This window comes from Pseudomonas sp. KBS0710 (assembly GCF_005938045.2).
GTDB lineage: Bacteria > Pseudomonadota > Gammaproteobacteria > Pseudomonadales > Pseudomonadaceae > Aquipseudomonas.
Map to the genome: position 1 here is coordinate 5,544,021 of NZ_VCCF02000001.1, position 14,675 is coordinate 5,558,695.

Genomic DNA, 14,675 nt, shown 5'->3' on the forward strand with positions numbered 1-14,675 from the left:
GTAGAGCATTTCTCACTGATCAACCGCATTCGCGAGCAAGCCCGCTCCCACAGGGGTTATGCGTTAGTCTGGCATTTTGACCCAATAACAAGGACCTTACATGGACGTAATAATGGGCCTGCTGGCCGCCCTACTCTGGGGCGGCACGGACTTTCTCGTGGGCCTCAACGCCCGGGCCGTGGGCGTTAAACGCGCGGTGTATTTCGGCCAAGCCCTTGGCTTTTTGATCATGACCCTGCTGCTGGTGATCTTCCCGGCCTTCCTGTTCAAATCCCTGAATGCCCCGTTGAGCGTCTGGCTCCTGGGCATCACCGCCGCCCTGCTCACCGTCTCCGGCGCGCTGGCGCTGTCCAAGGCCTTCGCCCTGGGCAAAGCCGCTATTGTTGCGCCATTGGTGACCTCTTACGGCGTAGTCACCACCCTGCTGTCCTGGGCCAGTGGCGAACACATTAACCTGATCCAACTCAGCTGCATCGGCCTGTGCGTAATCGGTGTGATCCTGTCCAGCATCCACAAGGACAACGGCACACCCCATAACAACCCGCGCCAGTCCATCGCCTACGCCATGCTCGCCGCCTTGCTGTACGGCACCAGTTTCTGGTTGCAAGGCCGCTACACACTGCCGGCATTGGGGCCGATCACCATGCTGTGGCTGGGTTACCTGGTGGGCCTGTGCGTGCTGGTGGTGATGGTGCTGAAGATCAAGGACGGCCTGAAGATTCCGCCACTGAAAAATTGCGCGACACTGACGGGTGCGAGCTTGATGAACCTGGGCGGGTTCTCGGCATTTTCGTGGGGCGCGATGGCGGGCTCGGTTTCGGTGGTGACGGTGATCAGTACGTTGTCCGGTGGGATTGCGGCGATTTTGGGGTATGTGTTTTTCAAGGAGCGGTTGACGGCGGTGCAAGTCGCGGGGGTCGCACTGGTGCTGGTCGGCGCCGTGGTTTTGCATATCGCCGTCTAACCTTTCGCCCACAAAAAAGCCGCCCCGGAGGGCGGCTTTTTCACAACAACCGAACCTTACAACTTAGGCCCGGCCGCCTTGATCGCATCGCTCACTTCAAACTTCTTGAAGTTCTCTATGAACAGGCCAGCCAGCGCTTTCGCCGCTTCGTCGTAGGCAGCCTTGTCAGCCCAGGTGTTACGTGGGTTCAACAGGCCGGTATCAACGCCCGGTACGGCCAAAGGCACGTCGAGGTTGATGGTGTCGAGGTGCTCGGTTTCTGCACCGATCAACGCGCCGCTCTGGATCGCTGCGATCACGCCGCGAGTGGTCGGGATGTTGAAGCGCTTGCCGACACCGTAGCCGCCGCCGGTCCAGCCGGTGTTGACCAGGTAGACCTTGGAGCCGAAGCCGCGCACGCGCTTGATCAGCAGTTCTGCGTATTCACCGGCCGGGCGTGGGAAAAACGGCGCGCCGAAGCAGGTGGAGAAGGTCGACTTGATGCCGCTGCCCGAACCCATTTCAGTCGAGCCCACCAGAGCGGTGTAGCCGGACAGGAAGTGGTAGGCAGCTTGTTCTTCGCTGAGGATCGACACTGGCGGCAGTACGCCGGTCAGGTCGCAGGTCAGGAAGATCACAGCGTTTGGCTCGCCGCCCAGGTTCTTCTCGGAACGCTTGGCAACGTGCTCCAGCGGGTAGGCGGCGCGGCTGTTCTGGGTCAGGCTGACGTTGGTGTAGTCGGCGTGCTTGGCATCGTCGATCACCACGTTTTCGAGCACGGTGCCGTGCTTGATGGCTTTCCAGATTACCGGCTCGTTCTTCTCGGAGAGGTCGATGCACTTGGCATAGCAACCGCCTTCGATGTTGAACACCACGCCTTCGCCCCAGCCGTGTTCGTCGTCACCGATCAGGTAACGGCTTTCGTCGGCCGACAGGGTGGTTTTACCAGTGCCCGACAGGCCGAAGAACAGGGTCACATCGCCTGCTTCGCCAATGTTGGCGGCGCAGTGCATTGGCAGCACGTCGGCGGCCGGCAGCAGGAAGTTCTGCACCGAGAACATGGCTTTTTTCATTTCACCGGCGTAACGCATGCCGGCGATCAGCACTTTTTTCTGGGCGAAGTTGAGGATCACGCAACCGTCGGAGTTGGTGCCGTCACGCTCTGGCACGCATTCGAAGTTGGCCACGTTAAGCACTTGCCACTCATCACGGCCGGCCGGGTTGTACTGGGCCGGGTTGATGAACAGGCAACGACCGAACAGGTTCTGCCAGGCAGTCTGGGTGGTCATTTTCACGGCCAGGTAGTGGTCTTCTGCAGCCCCTACGTGAACATGGGAAACGAAATGCTCTTGCGCGTTGTTGAATGCCTCGACGCGAGCCCACAGGGCATCGAACTTGTCGGCCGGGAACTTGCGGTTGATCGGGCCCCAGGCGATTGCGTCCTGGGTGGAAGGCTCTTCAACGATGAAACGGTCAACCGGTGAACGACCGGTGCGGTGACCGGTTTCTACGACCAGCGCGCCAGTATCGGCAAGCACGCCTTCACCGCGCTGCAGGGCTTCTTTGACCAGATCGTCAACACTCAGATCGGTGTATACGGCGTTATTGGCTTGCGTCATGAGGTTCCCCGTCGGCCTATGGCCGAGTGCTCCAAACGTTTTGTAGTAGAAAGTTGCGCACTACTACCGCGAAAAAAGTGGGCCGGATTATGCCAGAAAAGCCCAAAAAGAGTAGGGCCCTCCCGTCAGAACTGCGCTAATCCGGCGTTTGTCAGGTGATTTACCTGTGCTTAAACGTTTTAGTGGCGGGTGTCGGAAGGGGTGTCGATGCCTGCGCCGGCGAATAATTGGGCGACATCGGCCGCATCGAACAGGTAACGCTGGTTACAGAACTGGCAGTCGATCTCGATATTGCCGCCATGTTCCACCACCAATTGCTGCGCATCTTCCAGGCCCAGGCTGACCAGCGCGTTGGCTGAGCGCTCACGCGAGCAGCTGCAACGGAAGCGCAGGCCCTGGGCGTCGAACAGGCGCACGGCCTCTTCGTGGTAGAGGCGATGCAGGATGGTTTCGTTGTCCAGGCCCAGCAGTTCTTCAGCTGTCAGGGTGCCGGCCAGGGCGGTCAGTTTACGCCAGCTGTCGGTGCGCTCATCGTCGTCCTTGATGCGGTCGGCCGGCAGTTGCTGCAGCAGCAGGCCACGGGCGCGTTTGCCGTCAGCGTTGAGCCAGAACTTGGTGCCGACTTGCTGGGACATCACGAAATAGTTGGTGAAACAGTCCGAGAGGGTTTCGCCGTCGAGGTCGACGATACCCTGGTAACGCTGACCTTCGGTCGGGTCGACGGTGATCGCCAGCACGCCGTTTGCCATCAGGTCAGACAAGGTGGCGTCCGGCGCGATCTGGTCGGCTTCGTAACGGGCCAGGCCACGGATTTCGCGCTCACTGGAGCACTCGATCATCAACATCGGCACCGGGCCTTCGGAGCGGGCCTGCAGGATCAGCAAACCGTCGAATTTCATCGTGCCTACCAGCAGCGAGGCCGCCGCCATCAGCTCACCGAGCAGTTGCGCGACCGGCTCCGGATAGGGGTGCTTGGCGAGGACTTCGGCATAGCTGCGCTCCAGCGAGACCAGTTCGCCGCGGGCGTCGTTCTCATCGAAGATGAAGCGTTGGGTGAAGTCGGTATCCGGTAGATCAGTCATAGGTCTGGGTATCTGAATTGATGACAAATTGGTTACAAGGTTTATAGAATTAAACGCTTTAGCACCTTTTTGGTGCGTTTTTACAGAGCGAAGAGGGACAGTTTATGAACAATCCGGGTTTGTTCCAAGCCAGGTGGAACCTCGGGGGGTGGGCCTTTTGCAATCTAGTCGCTATCGGGCTGCTGTGTTTTTGGCTGTGGCCCACGGGACAGATGCTGTGTGTGCTTTTCGACGAATGGCTGTTTCATCTGCTTAATGACCCATTGGCGAGCAATTCGACGTGGTTGCATGTGTGGGCGGTGGCCAGTTTGCGACCGTTTGATGCGGTGGTCGGGGTGATTTTGCTGACTCTGCTGATTCGCGGTGACTGGGTGTTCAAGGCCATTCACGTGCGCCAGGCGTTTTTCGGCTTTCTGAGCATTCTGCTGCTGTTGCTGTTTATCCGTATGCTGTTTTCCAAGCTTACGGCCCAGATGGGCTGGCAGCACAACAGCCCGTCAATGGTGATCAGCGGCGCGATTCATATGAGTGATTATTTCCCGGGGCTGGAGAAAACCTGGGAGCTGAAGGACCGTTCCAGCCAGAGTTTTCCGGGCGATCATGCATCGGTGCTGCTGATCTGGGGCATGTTCATGACGGTGTTTGCCCAGCGTTTCAGCCAAGTCGTGGTGATCTGGGGCCTGGCGCTGTTGTTCATGATGCCAAGGCTGGTGGCTGGCGCGCATTGGGGTCAGGACGACTACATCGGCGGGGTATTGCTGGCCTTGTTGGCGTTGGGCTGGGGGTATTACACGCCGTTTGCGGCGAAGGTGTCGGGGTTGCTGATGCGGGTGACGGCGCCGGTTTTCGGGTTGCTCGGGAGGCTGCCAGTTATCGGGCGCTTAAGCGTCATGCGCACAGCCGCGTAACACCGCAGCCCTAATGTGGGAGCGGGCTTGCTCGCGAAGGCGATGGGTCAGTTAATGAATTAGTCAGCTGACACTCCGCTTTCGCGAGCAAGCCCGCTCCCACATTTTGATCTCCTTTTGAGCAAAGATTTTCATCGTTAATCATCATTGCCACTGCCGCGAAACTTGAACAAATCACGACGCTGCTTCTTGCTCGGTTTGCCATCGGTGGTCATACCCGTAGCCCCGGCCTTACGCATAGCCGCCGCATTTTCGCGCTTGGCGATGCTGGCTTCGGTTTCGGCATACAACGCCTGCGCTTCTGGGGCGCCACGGCGCACGACGGAAAGCGCCTGAACGACAACCGTCTTTTCGTCAAAACCTGTACGAATCTGCAATTCGTCGCCGACGCGTGGTTCCTTGCCAGGCTTGCAGCGCTCGCCGCGATGGTGCACCTTGCCGCTCTCGATGGCCGCCTTGGCCAGCGCGCGGGTTTTGTAAAAACGCGCGGCCCACAGCCACTTGTCCAAACGGACCTTTTCGTCCTCTTCCTGCTTTTGAGCCACTTGAATTCCTCGCGCTGAAAAATGTCGCAACTTTACCGTTGAATCCCTTCAACGCATAAACCCCGATGCTCACCTAAGATACGCCAGGCACCCCCTGTTTTTGCGAGGATATGCTGTGACCGACTTTCCCATTTCACTCACCTCGCCCAACCAGCGTTGCGTAGGTTGCCAGCAAAGCGAAGCCTTGGGTTTCGATTTTTCCTTCGCCTATCAACCTATCGTAGACCTTCGCGACCGGTCGATTTTTGCCCACGAAGCATTGGTGCGCGGTACTCACGGTGAAGGGGCGTTATCGGTGCTGGACCAGGTCAACGACAACAACCGTTATCGCTTTGACCAACGTTGCCGCACTCAGGCGATTGAGGGGGCCGCCGCCTTGGGAATGCAAAGCTATCTTTCGATCAACTTCATGCCCAATGCCGTGTACCGGCCGGAGTTGTGCATTCGCAGTACTCTGGAGGCGGCCCGCGCGCATAATTTCCCGCTGGATCGGTTGATTTTCGAAACGCTGGAAAGCGAGCATGTAGATAACTATCGCCATTTGACCAATATTCTGCGTGAATACCGCGAATTCGGCTTCAAGACCGCCATCGACGATTTCGGGGCGGGCTATTCGGGGCTGAATCTGCTGGCTGATTTCCAACCTGACCTGATCAAACTCGACATGGCGCTGATTCGCGATGTCGACCAGGATCGTGTCCGTCAGGTAATCGTCCAGGGGATTGTCACAATCTGTGAGCAGTTGGGCGTTACTGTCATTGCCGAAGGTATCGAAAGTGCCGGCGAGCGCGACTTTCTGTCCGACTGCGGAATATTTCTGATGCAAGGTTACTGGTTCGCCAGGCCTGCATTCAAAGCCCTGGCCGAGGTTTCCCCTCACGCCTGGGCGAACTGACCGGTTACCCATATTGAAGACATTTGACCATTTGACCGTTGTGGGTCTGCGCGAGTGGGTGGCTCTTCCCGACCTGGGAGTGGCTGGCCTGCGCGCGAAGATCGACACCGGCGCCAGCACCTCGAGCCTGCACGCTACCGATATCGAGCCCTTTGAGCGCGACGGCGAGAAGTGGGTGCGCTTCACTGCGCACCTGGGCAGCGTGGTGCAACTGCGTCATCGTCGCTGCGAAGCGCCCCTGGTGACGATGAAAACTATCAAGAGCTCCAACGGCCATGCGCAGGTGCGGTATGTAATCAGCACCACCCTGGCACTGGGTGACCGAGTATGGCGGGTGGAATTCACCCTGGCCTGTCGCAAAGCCATGCGTTATCGCCTGTTGCTGGGTTCCAAGGCGCTGATTGACGGCCAGTTGGTGGTCAGTCCCGGCGTCAAGTACGTTCAAGACAAGCCGGTGTTCCCGGTCTCTACTATTTCTGCCCCAGGTGCTGCATGAAGATTGCTGTGCTGTCGCGAAACCCGCGTCTGTATTCCACCCGCCGCCTGGTCGAGGCCGGCACCGAACGTGGCCACGAAATGGTGGTGATCGACACGTTGCGTGCCTACATGAACATTGCCAGCCACAAGCCGCAGATCCACTACCGGGGCAAACCGCTGGAAGGCTTTGATGCGGTGATCCCGCGGATCGGCGCTTCGGTGACGTTCTACGGCTGTGCGGTGTTGCGCCAGTTTGAAATGATGGGTGTGTTCCCGCTCAACGAATCGGTGGCCATCGCCCGTTCGCGGGACAAGCTGCGCTCCCTGCAATTGCTGTCGCGCCGGGGTATCGGCCTGCCGGTGACCGGCTTTGCCCACTCCCCCGATGACATCCCCGACCTGATCGAGATGGTCAACGGCGCACCGCTGGTGATCAAGGTGCTCGAAGGCACCCAAGGTATCGGCGTGGTGCTGTGTGAGACGGCGACAGCAGCAGAGTCAGTGATCGAGGCGTTCATGGGCCTCAAGCAGAACATCATGGTGCAGGAATACATCAAGGAAGCCGGCGGTGCGGATATCCGCTGCTTCGTGGTCGGCGACAAAGTGATTGCCGCCATGAAGCGCCAGGCCAAACCTGGGGAATTCCGCTCCAACCTGCACCGTGGCGGCAGCGCCAGCCTGATCAAGATCACTCCAGAAGAACGCATGACCGCACTGCGGGCCGCCAAAGTGATGGGCCTGGCAGTAGCGGGTGTGGATATCCTGCGTTCCAACCATGGTCCGTTAGTGATGGAGGTGAACTCATCACCGGGCCTGGAAGGGATAGAGACCACCACCGGCAAGGATGTGGCGGGGATCATCATTCAGCATCTGGAGAAGAATGGTGGGCCGAATATGACCCGGACCAAGGGCAAGGGCTGATACGCAGCAAGCCTTGGCACACTGCAAAACCAATGTGGGAGCGGGCTTGCTCGCGAAAGCGCCGGATCAGTCGGTACACCTGTTGACTGACACATCGCCTTCGCGAGCAAGCCCGCTCCCACATTTGATCTATGTTGTTTGTTAGACCGCATCCCTTGGCAACATCAAGCCCAGCGGCAAGCGCACCCGGGCTTCCAGGCCGCCTTCTTCGCGGTTGCGCAGTTCAACATTGCCGCCATGCATCGAAGCAATTCGCCGCACAATCGCCAGCCCCAACCCCGTACCCTTGCCGCCCCGCGCACGGTCGCCACGGGTGAATGGGTTGAAAATACCTTCCAGCTCCGCAGGATCAATGCCCGTACCACGGTCCATCACACTCAACACCACATAGGGTGCCGCGCTGTCGCCGGACACATAGGCGGCCACTTCCACATCCGAACCCGCGTGATGCAAGGCGTTGCCGATCAGGTTGTTCAACAGGCGCTTCATCGACACACGACGCAATGCAAACGGCTGGATCGGCTCCAGGCGCATGCGCACCTGTTCGCCATTCTGGTTGTAGGGCGCTACCACCTCGCGCACCAGGTCCGTGAGGTCGACTTCCTCCACCACCTCATCACGGCCATCGCGGATAAACGCCAGGAACTGGTCGAGAATCGCGTCCATGTCCTCGATGTCGCGCACCATGTCATCGGTCAGGTCGTTATGGTTACCCATCAACTCCAGGGACAGCCGCAAACGCGTCAGTGGCGTGCGCAAGTCATGTGAAACGCCCGCCAGCATCAGCTCGCGTTCGCGCCCGGCCTGTTCGACATCCTCCGCCATCTGGTTGAAGGCACCGTACACCTCGGTCATCTCACTGGGCGTGTCGCTGATCGGCAGGCGCACACTGCGCCCCTGCCCCAGTTGGCGTGCGGCAAACACCAGGCGTTTAAGCGGTTGGTTGAGTTGCCGGACGAAAATCCACGCAGAAGCGGTTGAAAGCAAGCCGATGGCCAGGAACCAGCCCAGCACGTTCCAGATTTTTTGCCCGCGCAGCGGATGAGGGTAAAGGGGCACCTTGATCCAGGCATCTCCCAGACTCGGGGCCCGGACCCAGAGTGCAGGTGAAACATGCATGCGCAGGCGCACTTCGGTGTCCTCTCCCAGCTCAGCCTGCATCTGACGCTGATAAATCTCGCTGTAAGGCCAATGCTGCTCACCTTCGGGCACACCCGCGCCGTCGACGCGAATGAGCGTCGAAGCCTTGGCTACCTTTTCGCGGTTTTCAGGGTCAACGGCCCAATAGGCACGCAACGTCAACGCCACGCCGTGGCTGTACTGCCGGTCTACCAGCACGTCTTCGTTCATCAACAGATAAACCAGTGTGAGTGCCTTGGAAAACAGAACGACGATCAGCACCAGCCAGAGGGTGCGAGAGAAGAAACTTTGCGGGAACCACAACGGGGTTTTCATAGGAGACAGCTAAACACCTTGCAGGAACGAGCGGCGCTCGCAGAATTGCAGACGCCGGGCATCCCGTCGACCCTCATGGAGTCAAACGCCGGGATGCCCGCCCCTGCAAGTCATCGGTCACTTGGTTGCAGTGCCATCCGGCACAAACACATAACCCACGCCCCACACCGTCTGGATGTACCGCGGCTTGGCCGGGTCCGGCTCGATCATCCGGCGCAGACGGGAGATCTGCACGTCGATGGAGCGCTCCAGGGCGTCCCACTCGCGGCCACGGGCCAGGTTCATCAGCTTGTCGCGGGTCAGCGGCTGGCGAGCGTTCATCACCAGTGCCTTGAGCACGGCGAACTCGCCGGTGGTCAGCATGTGCACTTCTTCGCCACGCTTAAGCTCGCGGGTCGCCAGTGACAGCTCGTATTCGCCAAAGGTGACGCTCTCATCTTCGCTGCCCGGCGCGCCCGGTACCGGCAGTGCCTGGCGACGCAATACAGCTTTGACCCGGGCCATCAACTCGTCAGGGTTGAACGGCTTGGCCAGGTAGTCATCAGCGCCCAGTTCCAGGCCCTTGATGCGGCTCAGCTCATCACCTTTGGCGGTGAGCATGATAATGGGGATCTGGTTGTTCACACCGCGCAGGCGTTTGCAGGCGGTAAGGCCGTCTTCGCCGGGCAACATCAGGTCGAGTACGACCAGGTTGAACACTTCGCGCCCCAACAGGCGGTCCATCTGCTCGGTGTTCGGCACCGCGCGGGCACGGTAGCCCTTGGCGTTGAAAAAACGCTCCAGCAGGCTGCTCAGCCCCGGATCGTCGTCAACGATGAGAATTTTTTCGCCTTCAGCAGTTTGTGCAGTGCTGCTCATTAGATGCTCCTCTTATCTCGGCGCGCATTATGGCGTAGCTGCCGTTATACGCACCGTGTGCATTGTTAGCAGATTTTTCCTCCACCGCCAGCGAACCCGCGTCCTACAACCACCGGCGCAGTACCCCCCAAGGGCAGAACGCTGGTTATAATGCGGCGCCTTCACGCAGGGCACTGTCAGACTTTACTGTTTGCAGCCTCAGCCGTTTTTTCAGCGCTGGGCAGCAATTTCCCGATTTCGAGGGTCAATAGGCAGCCTTTTGACCCAGGCAGCGGTGCCGCTGGCGCCGCTCAACCAGCCTCGCAACGCCTTGTTTTCCGGGCCTGCGAGCTGCTTTCAAGAATTTCAGGTGGTTTTATGGACAGCATCAACAGCCGCATTGCCGAGGAACTCGGTGTACGCCCACAGCAGGTCGAAGCGGCCGTCGCGCTACTGGATGAAGGCTCCACGGTGCCTTTCATCGCCCGTTACCGTAAAGAAGTGACCGGCAGCCTCGACGACACCCAATTGCGTCACCTGGAAGAGCGCCTGCGCTACCTGCGAGAACTCGACGAACGGCGCATCAGCATCCTCGCCAGTATCGAGGAACAGGGCAAGTTGACCCCGCAACTGGAACGCGACATCAAGCTCGCCGACACCAAGACCCGCCTCGAAGACCTTTACCTGCCGTACAAACAGAAGCGCCGCACCAAGGGCCAGATCGCCCTGGAAGCCGGTTTGGGCGAATTGGCCGACGGCCTGTTCAACGACCCTTCGTTGGCCCCCGAAACCGAAGCCGCACGCTTTATCGATGCCGAAAAAGGCGTCGCCGACGTCAAGGCCGCCCTCGAAGGTGCCAAGTACATCCTCATGGAGCGTTTCGCCGAAAACGCCGGCCTGCTGGAAAAACTGCGCACCTACCTCAAGCAGGAAGCCATTCTCAGCGCTCGCGTTATCGCCGGCAAAGAGGAAGAAGGCGCCAAGTTCCGCGATTATTTCGAGCACGACGAACCGCTCAAGAGCATGCCGTCGCACCGCGCACTCGCGATTTTCCGGGGCCGCAACGAGGGCATTCTCAGCTCCGCGCTCAAAGTCGGCGACGAACTGCCGGGCACCATGCACCCGTGCGAAGGCATGATCGGTCAACAATTCGGCATCCAGAACCAGAACCGTCCGGCGGACAAGTGGCTCGGTGAAGTTGTGCGCTGGACCTGGAAGGTCAAGCTCTACACCCACCTGGAAACCGACCTGCTCGGCGAACTGCGCGACGGCGCTGAAACCGAGGCGATCAACGTGTTCGCCCACAACCTGCACGACCTGCTGCTGGCCGCACCGGCCGGCCCGCGTGCCACCCTGGGCCTCGACCCAGGCTTGCGCACCGGCTGCAAGGTGGCGGTGGTCGACTCCACCGGCAAGCTGCTGGACCACGCCACCGTGTACCCGCACGTGCCACACAACAAGTGGGACCAGACCCTCGCCATCCTGGCCGCCCTGTGCGCCAAGCACACCGTGGACCTGATCGCCATCGGCAACGGCACCGCCAGCCGTGAAACCGACAAGCTGGCCGCCGAGCTGATCAAAAAATACCCCGCCATGAAGATGACCAAGGTCATGGTCTCCGAGGCCGGCGCTTCGGTGTATTCGGCGTCGGAACTGGCGTCCAAGGAATTCCCGGACCTCGACGTGTCGATCCGTGGCGCCGTCTCCATTGCTCGGCGCCTGCAAGACCCGTTGGCCGAGCTGGTGAAGATCGACCCTAAATCCATCGGTGTCGGCCAGTACCAGCACGACGTGTCGCAGCTGAAACTGGCGCGCGGCCTGGATGCGGTGGTGGAAGACTGCGTGAACAAGGTGGGCGTGGATGTAAACACCGCCTCGGTGGCGCTGCTGGCGCGTATTTCCGGCCTGAACACCACCCTGGCGCAGAACATCGTCACCCACCGCGACGAAAACGGTGCGTTCAAAACCCGCGCCGCGCTGAAAAAAGTCGCACGTTTGGGCGAAAAAACCTTTGAACAGGCTGCTGGCTTCCTACGCGTCATGAACGGCGATAACCCGCTGGACTCGTCTGCTGTCCACCCGGAAGCCTACCCGCTGGTACAACGCATTGCCGCCGAGACCGACCGTGATATCCGTTCCTTGATCGGTGACGCCGCGTTCCTCAAGCGCCTGGACCCGAAGAAGTACACCGACGAAACCTTCGGTGTGCCGACCATCACCGATATCCTGCAAGAGCTGGAAAAACCTGGCCGCGACCCGCGTCCCGAGTTCAAGACCGCCGAGTTCCAGGACGGCGTTGAAGACCTCAAGGACCTGCAGCCGGGCATGATCCTCGAAGGCGTGGTCACCAACGTGACCAACTTCGGCGCCTTTGTGGACATCGGCGTGCATCAGGACGGTTTGGTGCATATCTCTGCGCTTTCGGAGAAGTTCATCAAGGATCCACGCGAAGCGGTCAAGGCCGGTGACGTGGTCAAGGTCAAGGTCATGGAAGTCGATATCCCGCGTAAACGCGTGGGCCTGTCGATGCGCATGAGCGACACCCCCGGCGAGAAAATCGACGGTGCCCGTGGTGCACGCCCAGGTTCGGCCCCGCGCCAGTCCCAGGGTAACGCGCCGCGTAAAGAGCCCACCGCCACTGCGGCGCCGAGCAACAATGCGATGGCGTCGCTGTTTGCCAACGCCAAGCAGTTGAAGAAACGCTGATGGAGATCCCGGCCGGTTTGACCCAGAGCGCTTTCAGCGAGCTGATCGGCTGCCGCCTGCAGCGCCTGGACGAGGGCGTTGCCGAGGTGGCCCTGACCCTGGAGCCGCAGCTGCGCAACCGCGCGGGCAAGCTCCATGGCGGGGCGATTTTCAGCCTGGTCGACATCACCATGGGGCTGGCCTGTTCCAGCGCCCATGGTTTTGACCAGCAGAGCGCGACCATCGAGTGCAAGATCAACTATATCCGCGCCGTCGAAGACGGTGATGTGCTGTGCACCAGCCGGGTGATTCACGCCGGCAGACGCACATTGGTGGTCGAAGCCGATGTGTATCAAGGCGAAAGACTTGTCGCAAAAGCACAAGGCACCTTCGCTGTCCTCTAGCTCCCCGCCCTCGATTTGAGTTAATTTCGGCGCTGCGACAACAGCGTCGGAATTTTCTTGCTGCGCTATAGCCCAATTCATGGAGTGAAGTAGGCTTTTTCAAAGCGGGTCAAATCGACTCAAAACCAGGCGATAACGCCAGTTTCAACTTCACCCTTGTAGACCGTCCTGCCCACCCCCATATTGGGGCGACTGACGCGTGAAGGAATCCAACTTGAGCGAACTTCTCAACCGCCGCCTGGCCCTGCTCGGCAAGCGCGAACACCTCTCCCTGCTAGAGCAATGCTTGCACGGCATCGAGCGTGAATGCCTACGCGTCACCGGTGAGGGTCGCCTGGCGCAAACGCCGCACCCCGAAACCCTGGGCGCCGCGTTGACCAATGAATTGATCACCACCGACTACTCGGAATCGCTGCTGGAGTTCATCACTCCCGCCCTGCCCAACCCGGCCGATACCCTGAGCAGCCTGGACAAGATCCACCGGTTTGCCTACAGCAAGCTCGGCAGCGAGTACCTGTGGAGCCCTTCGATGCCGTGCCCGTTGCCGGCCGAAGAAGATATCCCGATCGCCTATTACGGCACCTCCAATATCGGCCAGCTCAAGTACGTGTACCGCAAGGGCCTGGCCCTGCGTTACGGCAAGACCATGCAGTGCATCGCCGGTATCCACTACAACTTTTCCCTGCCGGAACAGCTGTGGCCGTTGCTCAAGGAGACTGAAGGTTTTGTCGGCACCGACCGCGACTACCAGTCCACTGCCTATATCGCGCTGATCCGTAACTTCCGCCGCTACAGCTGGCTGCTGATGTACCTGTTTGGTGCCTCACCGGCCCTGGACGCGGGTTTCCTGCGCGGTCGTTCGCACCAGTTGGAAGTGCTGGACGCCGACACGCTGTACCTGCCGTACGCCACCAGCCTGCGCATGAGCGACCTGGGTTACCAGAGCAACGCCCAGGCCGGCCTGACGCCGTGCTACAACAACTTGAGCAGCTACACCGACAGCCTGCGTGAAGCGGTAGCAACGCCCTACGCGCCTTACGTCGAAGTCGGCACCCATAAGGATGGTGAGTGGGTGCAGCTCAACACCAATATCCTGCAGATCGAAAACGAGTACTACTCCAACATCCGTCCAAAACGCGTGACCTATACCGGCGAGCGGCCGATCCAGGCGCTGATGGCCCGTGGCATCCAGTACATCGAAGTGCGCTGCCTGGATATCAACCCATTCCTGCCGATGGGCATCGACCTGCCGGAATCACGCTTCCTCGATGCGTTCCTGCTGTACTGCGCGTTGAACGACAGCCCGCTGTTCGCCAACAACGAGTGCGGCAATGCCACCTCCAACTTCCTCAGCGTGGTCAAGGAAGGCCGTCGCCCAGGCCTGCAATTGCAGCGTGAAGGCCAGGCGGTGGACATGAAGGAATGGGCCACCGAGCTGCTGGAGAAGATCGCCCCGCTGGCAGCCTTGCTGGATGAGAGCCAAGGTATTACCGAACACAGCCAGGCGCTGGACGCTCAGTTGGCGAAGGTCAAGGACGCGTCCCTGACGCCATCGGCCCAGGTGCTGGCGGCGATGGCCGAGCGCAAAGAGAGTTTTGCGCAGTTCTCGCTGCATCAGAGCGAGGTTCACGCCGCGCACTTCCGTCAGGAACCGTTGCCGGCCGATGAGCAGGCACGCTTTGAAGAGCTGGCGCGTAAGTCGCTGGCACAACAGGCGGAGCTGGAGCAGAACGAAGTGGGCGACTTTGACGTGTTTGTCGGGTCGTACCAGGCGAGCATTCTGGCGATCAGTAACTAAGGCATCACGCTGGCTTGTGTGGGAGCTGCCTTGCCTGCGATGCAAACACCTCGGTGTATCAGTGATACCCAGGTGATGCTATCGCAGGCAAGCCAGCTCCTACATT

General features: G+C 59.9%; 13 protein-coding genes. 8 read left to right on the forward strand and 5 right to left on the reverse strand.

The features are described 5' to 3' along the window. The first annotated feature begins 100 nt into the window (after nucleotides 1–100). Nucleotides 101–964 (forward strand): DMT family transporter, encoded by an 864-nt coding sequence (locus FFI16_RS25370; RefSeq protein WP_256666286.1) that lies wholly within the window; start codon nucleotides 101–103, stop codon nucleotides 962–964. Nucleotides 965–1,020: 56 nt separating this feature from the next. Here the strand turns inward: FFI16_RS25370 and FFI16_RS25375 are convergent, their stop codons facing one another. Together FFI16_RS25375 and hslO are read right to left on the reverse strand one after the other, a co-directional pair. Continuing rightward, nucleotides 1,021–2,562: a phosphoenolpyruvate carboxykinase gene (locus FFI16_RS25375; RefSeq protein WP_065930841.1), complete on the reverse strand. Its 1,542-nt coding sequence runs from the start codon at nucleotides 2,560–2,562 to the stop codon at nucleotides 1,021–1,023. A gap of 179 nt (nucleotides 2,563–2,741) precedes the next feature. Continuing rightward, the gene (gene hslO, locus FFI16_RS25380) at nucleotides 2,742–3,644 is read right to left on the reverse strand and encodes an Hsp33 family molecular chaperone HslO (RefSeq protein ID WP_017135371.1); all 903 of its coding nucleotides are present in this window, start codon (nucleotides 3,642–3,644) and stop codon (nucleotides 2,742–2,744) included. A 104-nt stretch (nucleotides 3,645–3,748) separates the two neighbouring features. Here hslO and FFI16_RS25385 point away from each other — a divergent pair, with 104 nt between their 5' ends. Beyond that, nucleotides 3,749–4,552 (forward strand): phosphatase PAP2 family protein, encoded by an 804-nt coding sequence (locus tag FFI16_RS25385; RefSeq protein WP_138817301.1) that lies wholly within the window; start codon nucleotides 3,749–3,751, stop codon nucleotides 4,550–4,552. A gap of 137 nt (nucleotides 4,553–4,689) precedes the next feature. Here the strand turns inward: FFI16_RS25385 and FFI16_RS25395 are convergent, their stop codons facing one another. Further along, nucleotides 4,690–5,097 carry an RNA-binding S4 domain-containing protein gene (locus tag FFI16_RS25395; RefSeq protein ID WP_138817302.1) on the reverse strand — a complete coding sequence of 136 codons (408 nt, stop codon included), beginning with the start codon at nucleotides 5,095–5,097 and terminating at the stop codon, nucleotides 4,690–4,692. A 115-nt stretch (nucleotides 5,098–5,212) separates the two neighbouring features. Here FFI16_RS25395 and FFI16_RS25400 point away from each other — a divergent pair, with 115 nt between their 5' ends. The 3 genes from FFI16_RS25400 to rimK are packed head-to-tail and all read left to right on the forward strand — an operon-like array spanning nucleotide 5,213 to nucleotide 7,390. Continuing rightward, on the forward strand, nucleotides 5,213–5,992 hold the full coding sequence (locus FFI16_RS25400) for an EAL domain-containing protein (protein WP_138817303.1): 780 nt from the start codon (nucleotides 5,213–5,215) through the stop codon (nucleotides 5,990–5,992). 31 nt (nucleotides 5,993–6,023) lie between these two features. Continuing rightward, a complete protein-coding gene (locus FFI16_RS25405; RefSeq protein ID WP_177413543.1) occupies nucleotides 6,024–6,488 on the forward strand; it encodes an ATP-dependent zinc protease in 465 nt (154 codons plus the stop codon). After that, the gene (gene rimK, locus FFI16_RS25410) at nucleotides 6,485–7,390 is read left to right on the forward strand and encodes a 30S ribosomal protein S6--L-glutamate ligase (protein ID WP_003171022.1); all 906 of its coding nucleotides are present in this window, start codon (nucleotides 6,485–6,487) and stop codon (nucleotides 7,388–7,390) included. Before FFI16_RS25405 ends, rimK begins: the two co-directional genes overlap by 4 nt. 141 nt (nucleotides 7,391–7,531) lie before the next feature. Here rimK and FFI16_RS25420 read toward each other — a convergent pair whose 3' ends face one another. Then, nucleotides 7,532–8,845, reverse strand: coding sequence for an ATP-binding protein (locus tag FFI16_RS25420; RefSeq protein WP_138817305.1), 1,314 nt, complete (start codon nucleotides 8,843–8,845; stop codon nucleotides 7,532–7,534). 117 nt (nucleotides 8,846–8,962) lie between these two features. Next, the gene (gene ompR, locus FFI16_RS25425; RefSeq protein ID WP_138817306.1) at nucleotides 8,963–9,703 is read right to left on the reverse strand and encodes a two-component system response regulator OmpR; all 741 of its coding nucleotides are present in this window, start codon (nucleotides 9,701–9,703) and stop codon (nucleotides 8,963–8,965) included. A 357-nt stretch (nucleotides 9,704–10,060) separates the two neighbouring features. Between ompR and FFI16_RS25430 the strand changes: the two genes are divergently transcribed. The 3 genes from FFI16_RS25430 (at nucleotide 10,061) to gshA (ending at nucleotide 14,569) form a co-directional block, all read left to right on the forward strand. Beyond that, nucleotides 10,061–12,388 (forward strand): Tex family protein, encoded by a 2,328-nt coding sequence (locus FFI16_RS25430; RefSeq protein ID WP_138817307.1) that lies wholly within the window; start codon nucleotides 10,061–10,063, stop codon nucleotides 12,386–12,388. Further along, nucleotides 12,388–12,771 (forward strand): PaaI family thioesterase, encoded by a 384-nt coding sequence (locus FFI16_RS25435; RefSeq protein WP_017135364.1) that lies wholly within the window; start codon nucleotides 12,388–12,390, stop codon nucleotides 12,769–12,771. Before FFI16_RS25430 ends, FFI16_RS25435 begins: the two co-directional genes overlap by 1 nt. 214 nt (nucleotides 12,772–12,985) lie before the next feature. Then, the gene (gene gshA, locus FFI16_RS25440) at nucleotides 12,986–14,569 is read left to right on the forward strand and encodes a glutamate--cysteine ligase (RefSeq protein WP_138817308.1); all 1,584 of its coding nucleotides are present in this window, start codon (nucleotides 12,986–12,988) and stop codon (nucleotides 14,567–14,569) included. Nucleotides 14,570–14,675 lie beyond the last annotated feature (106 nt).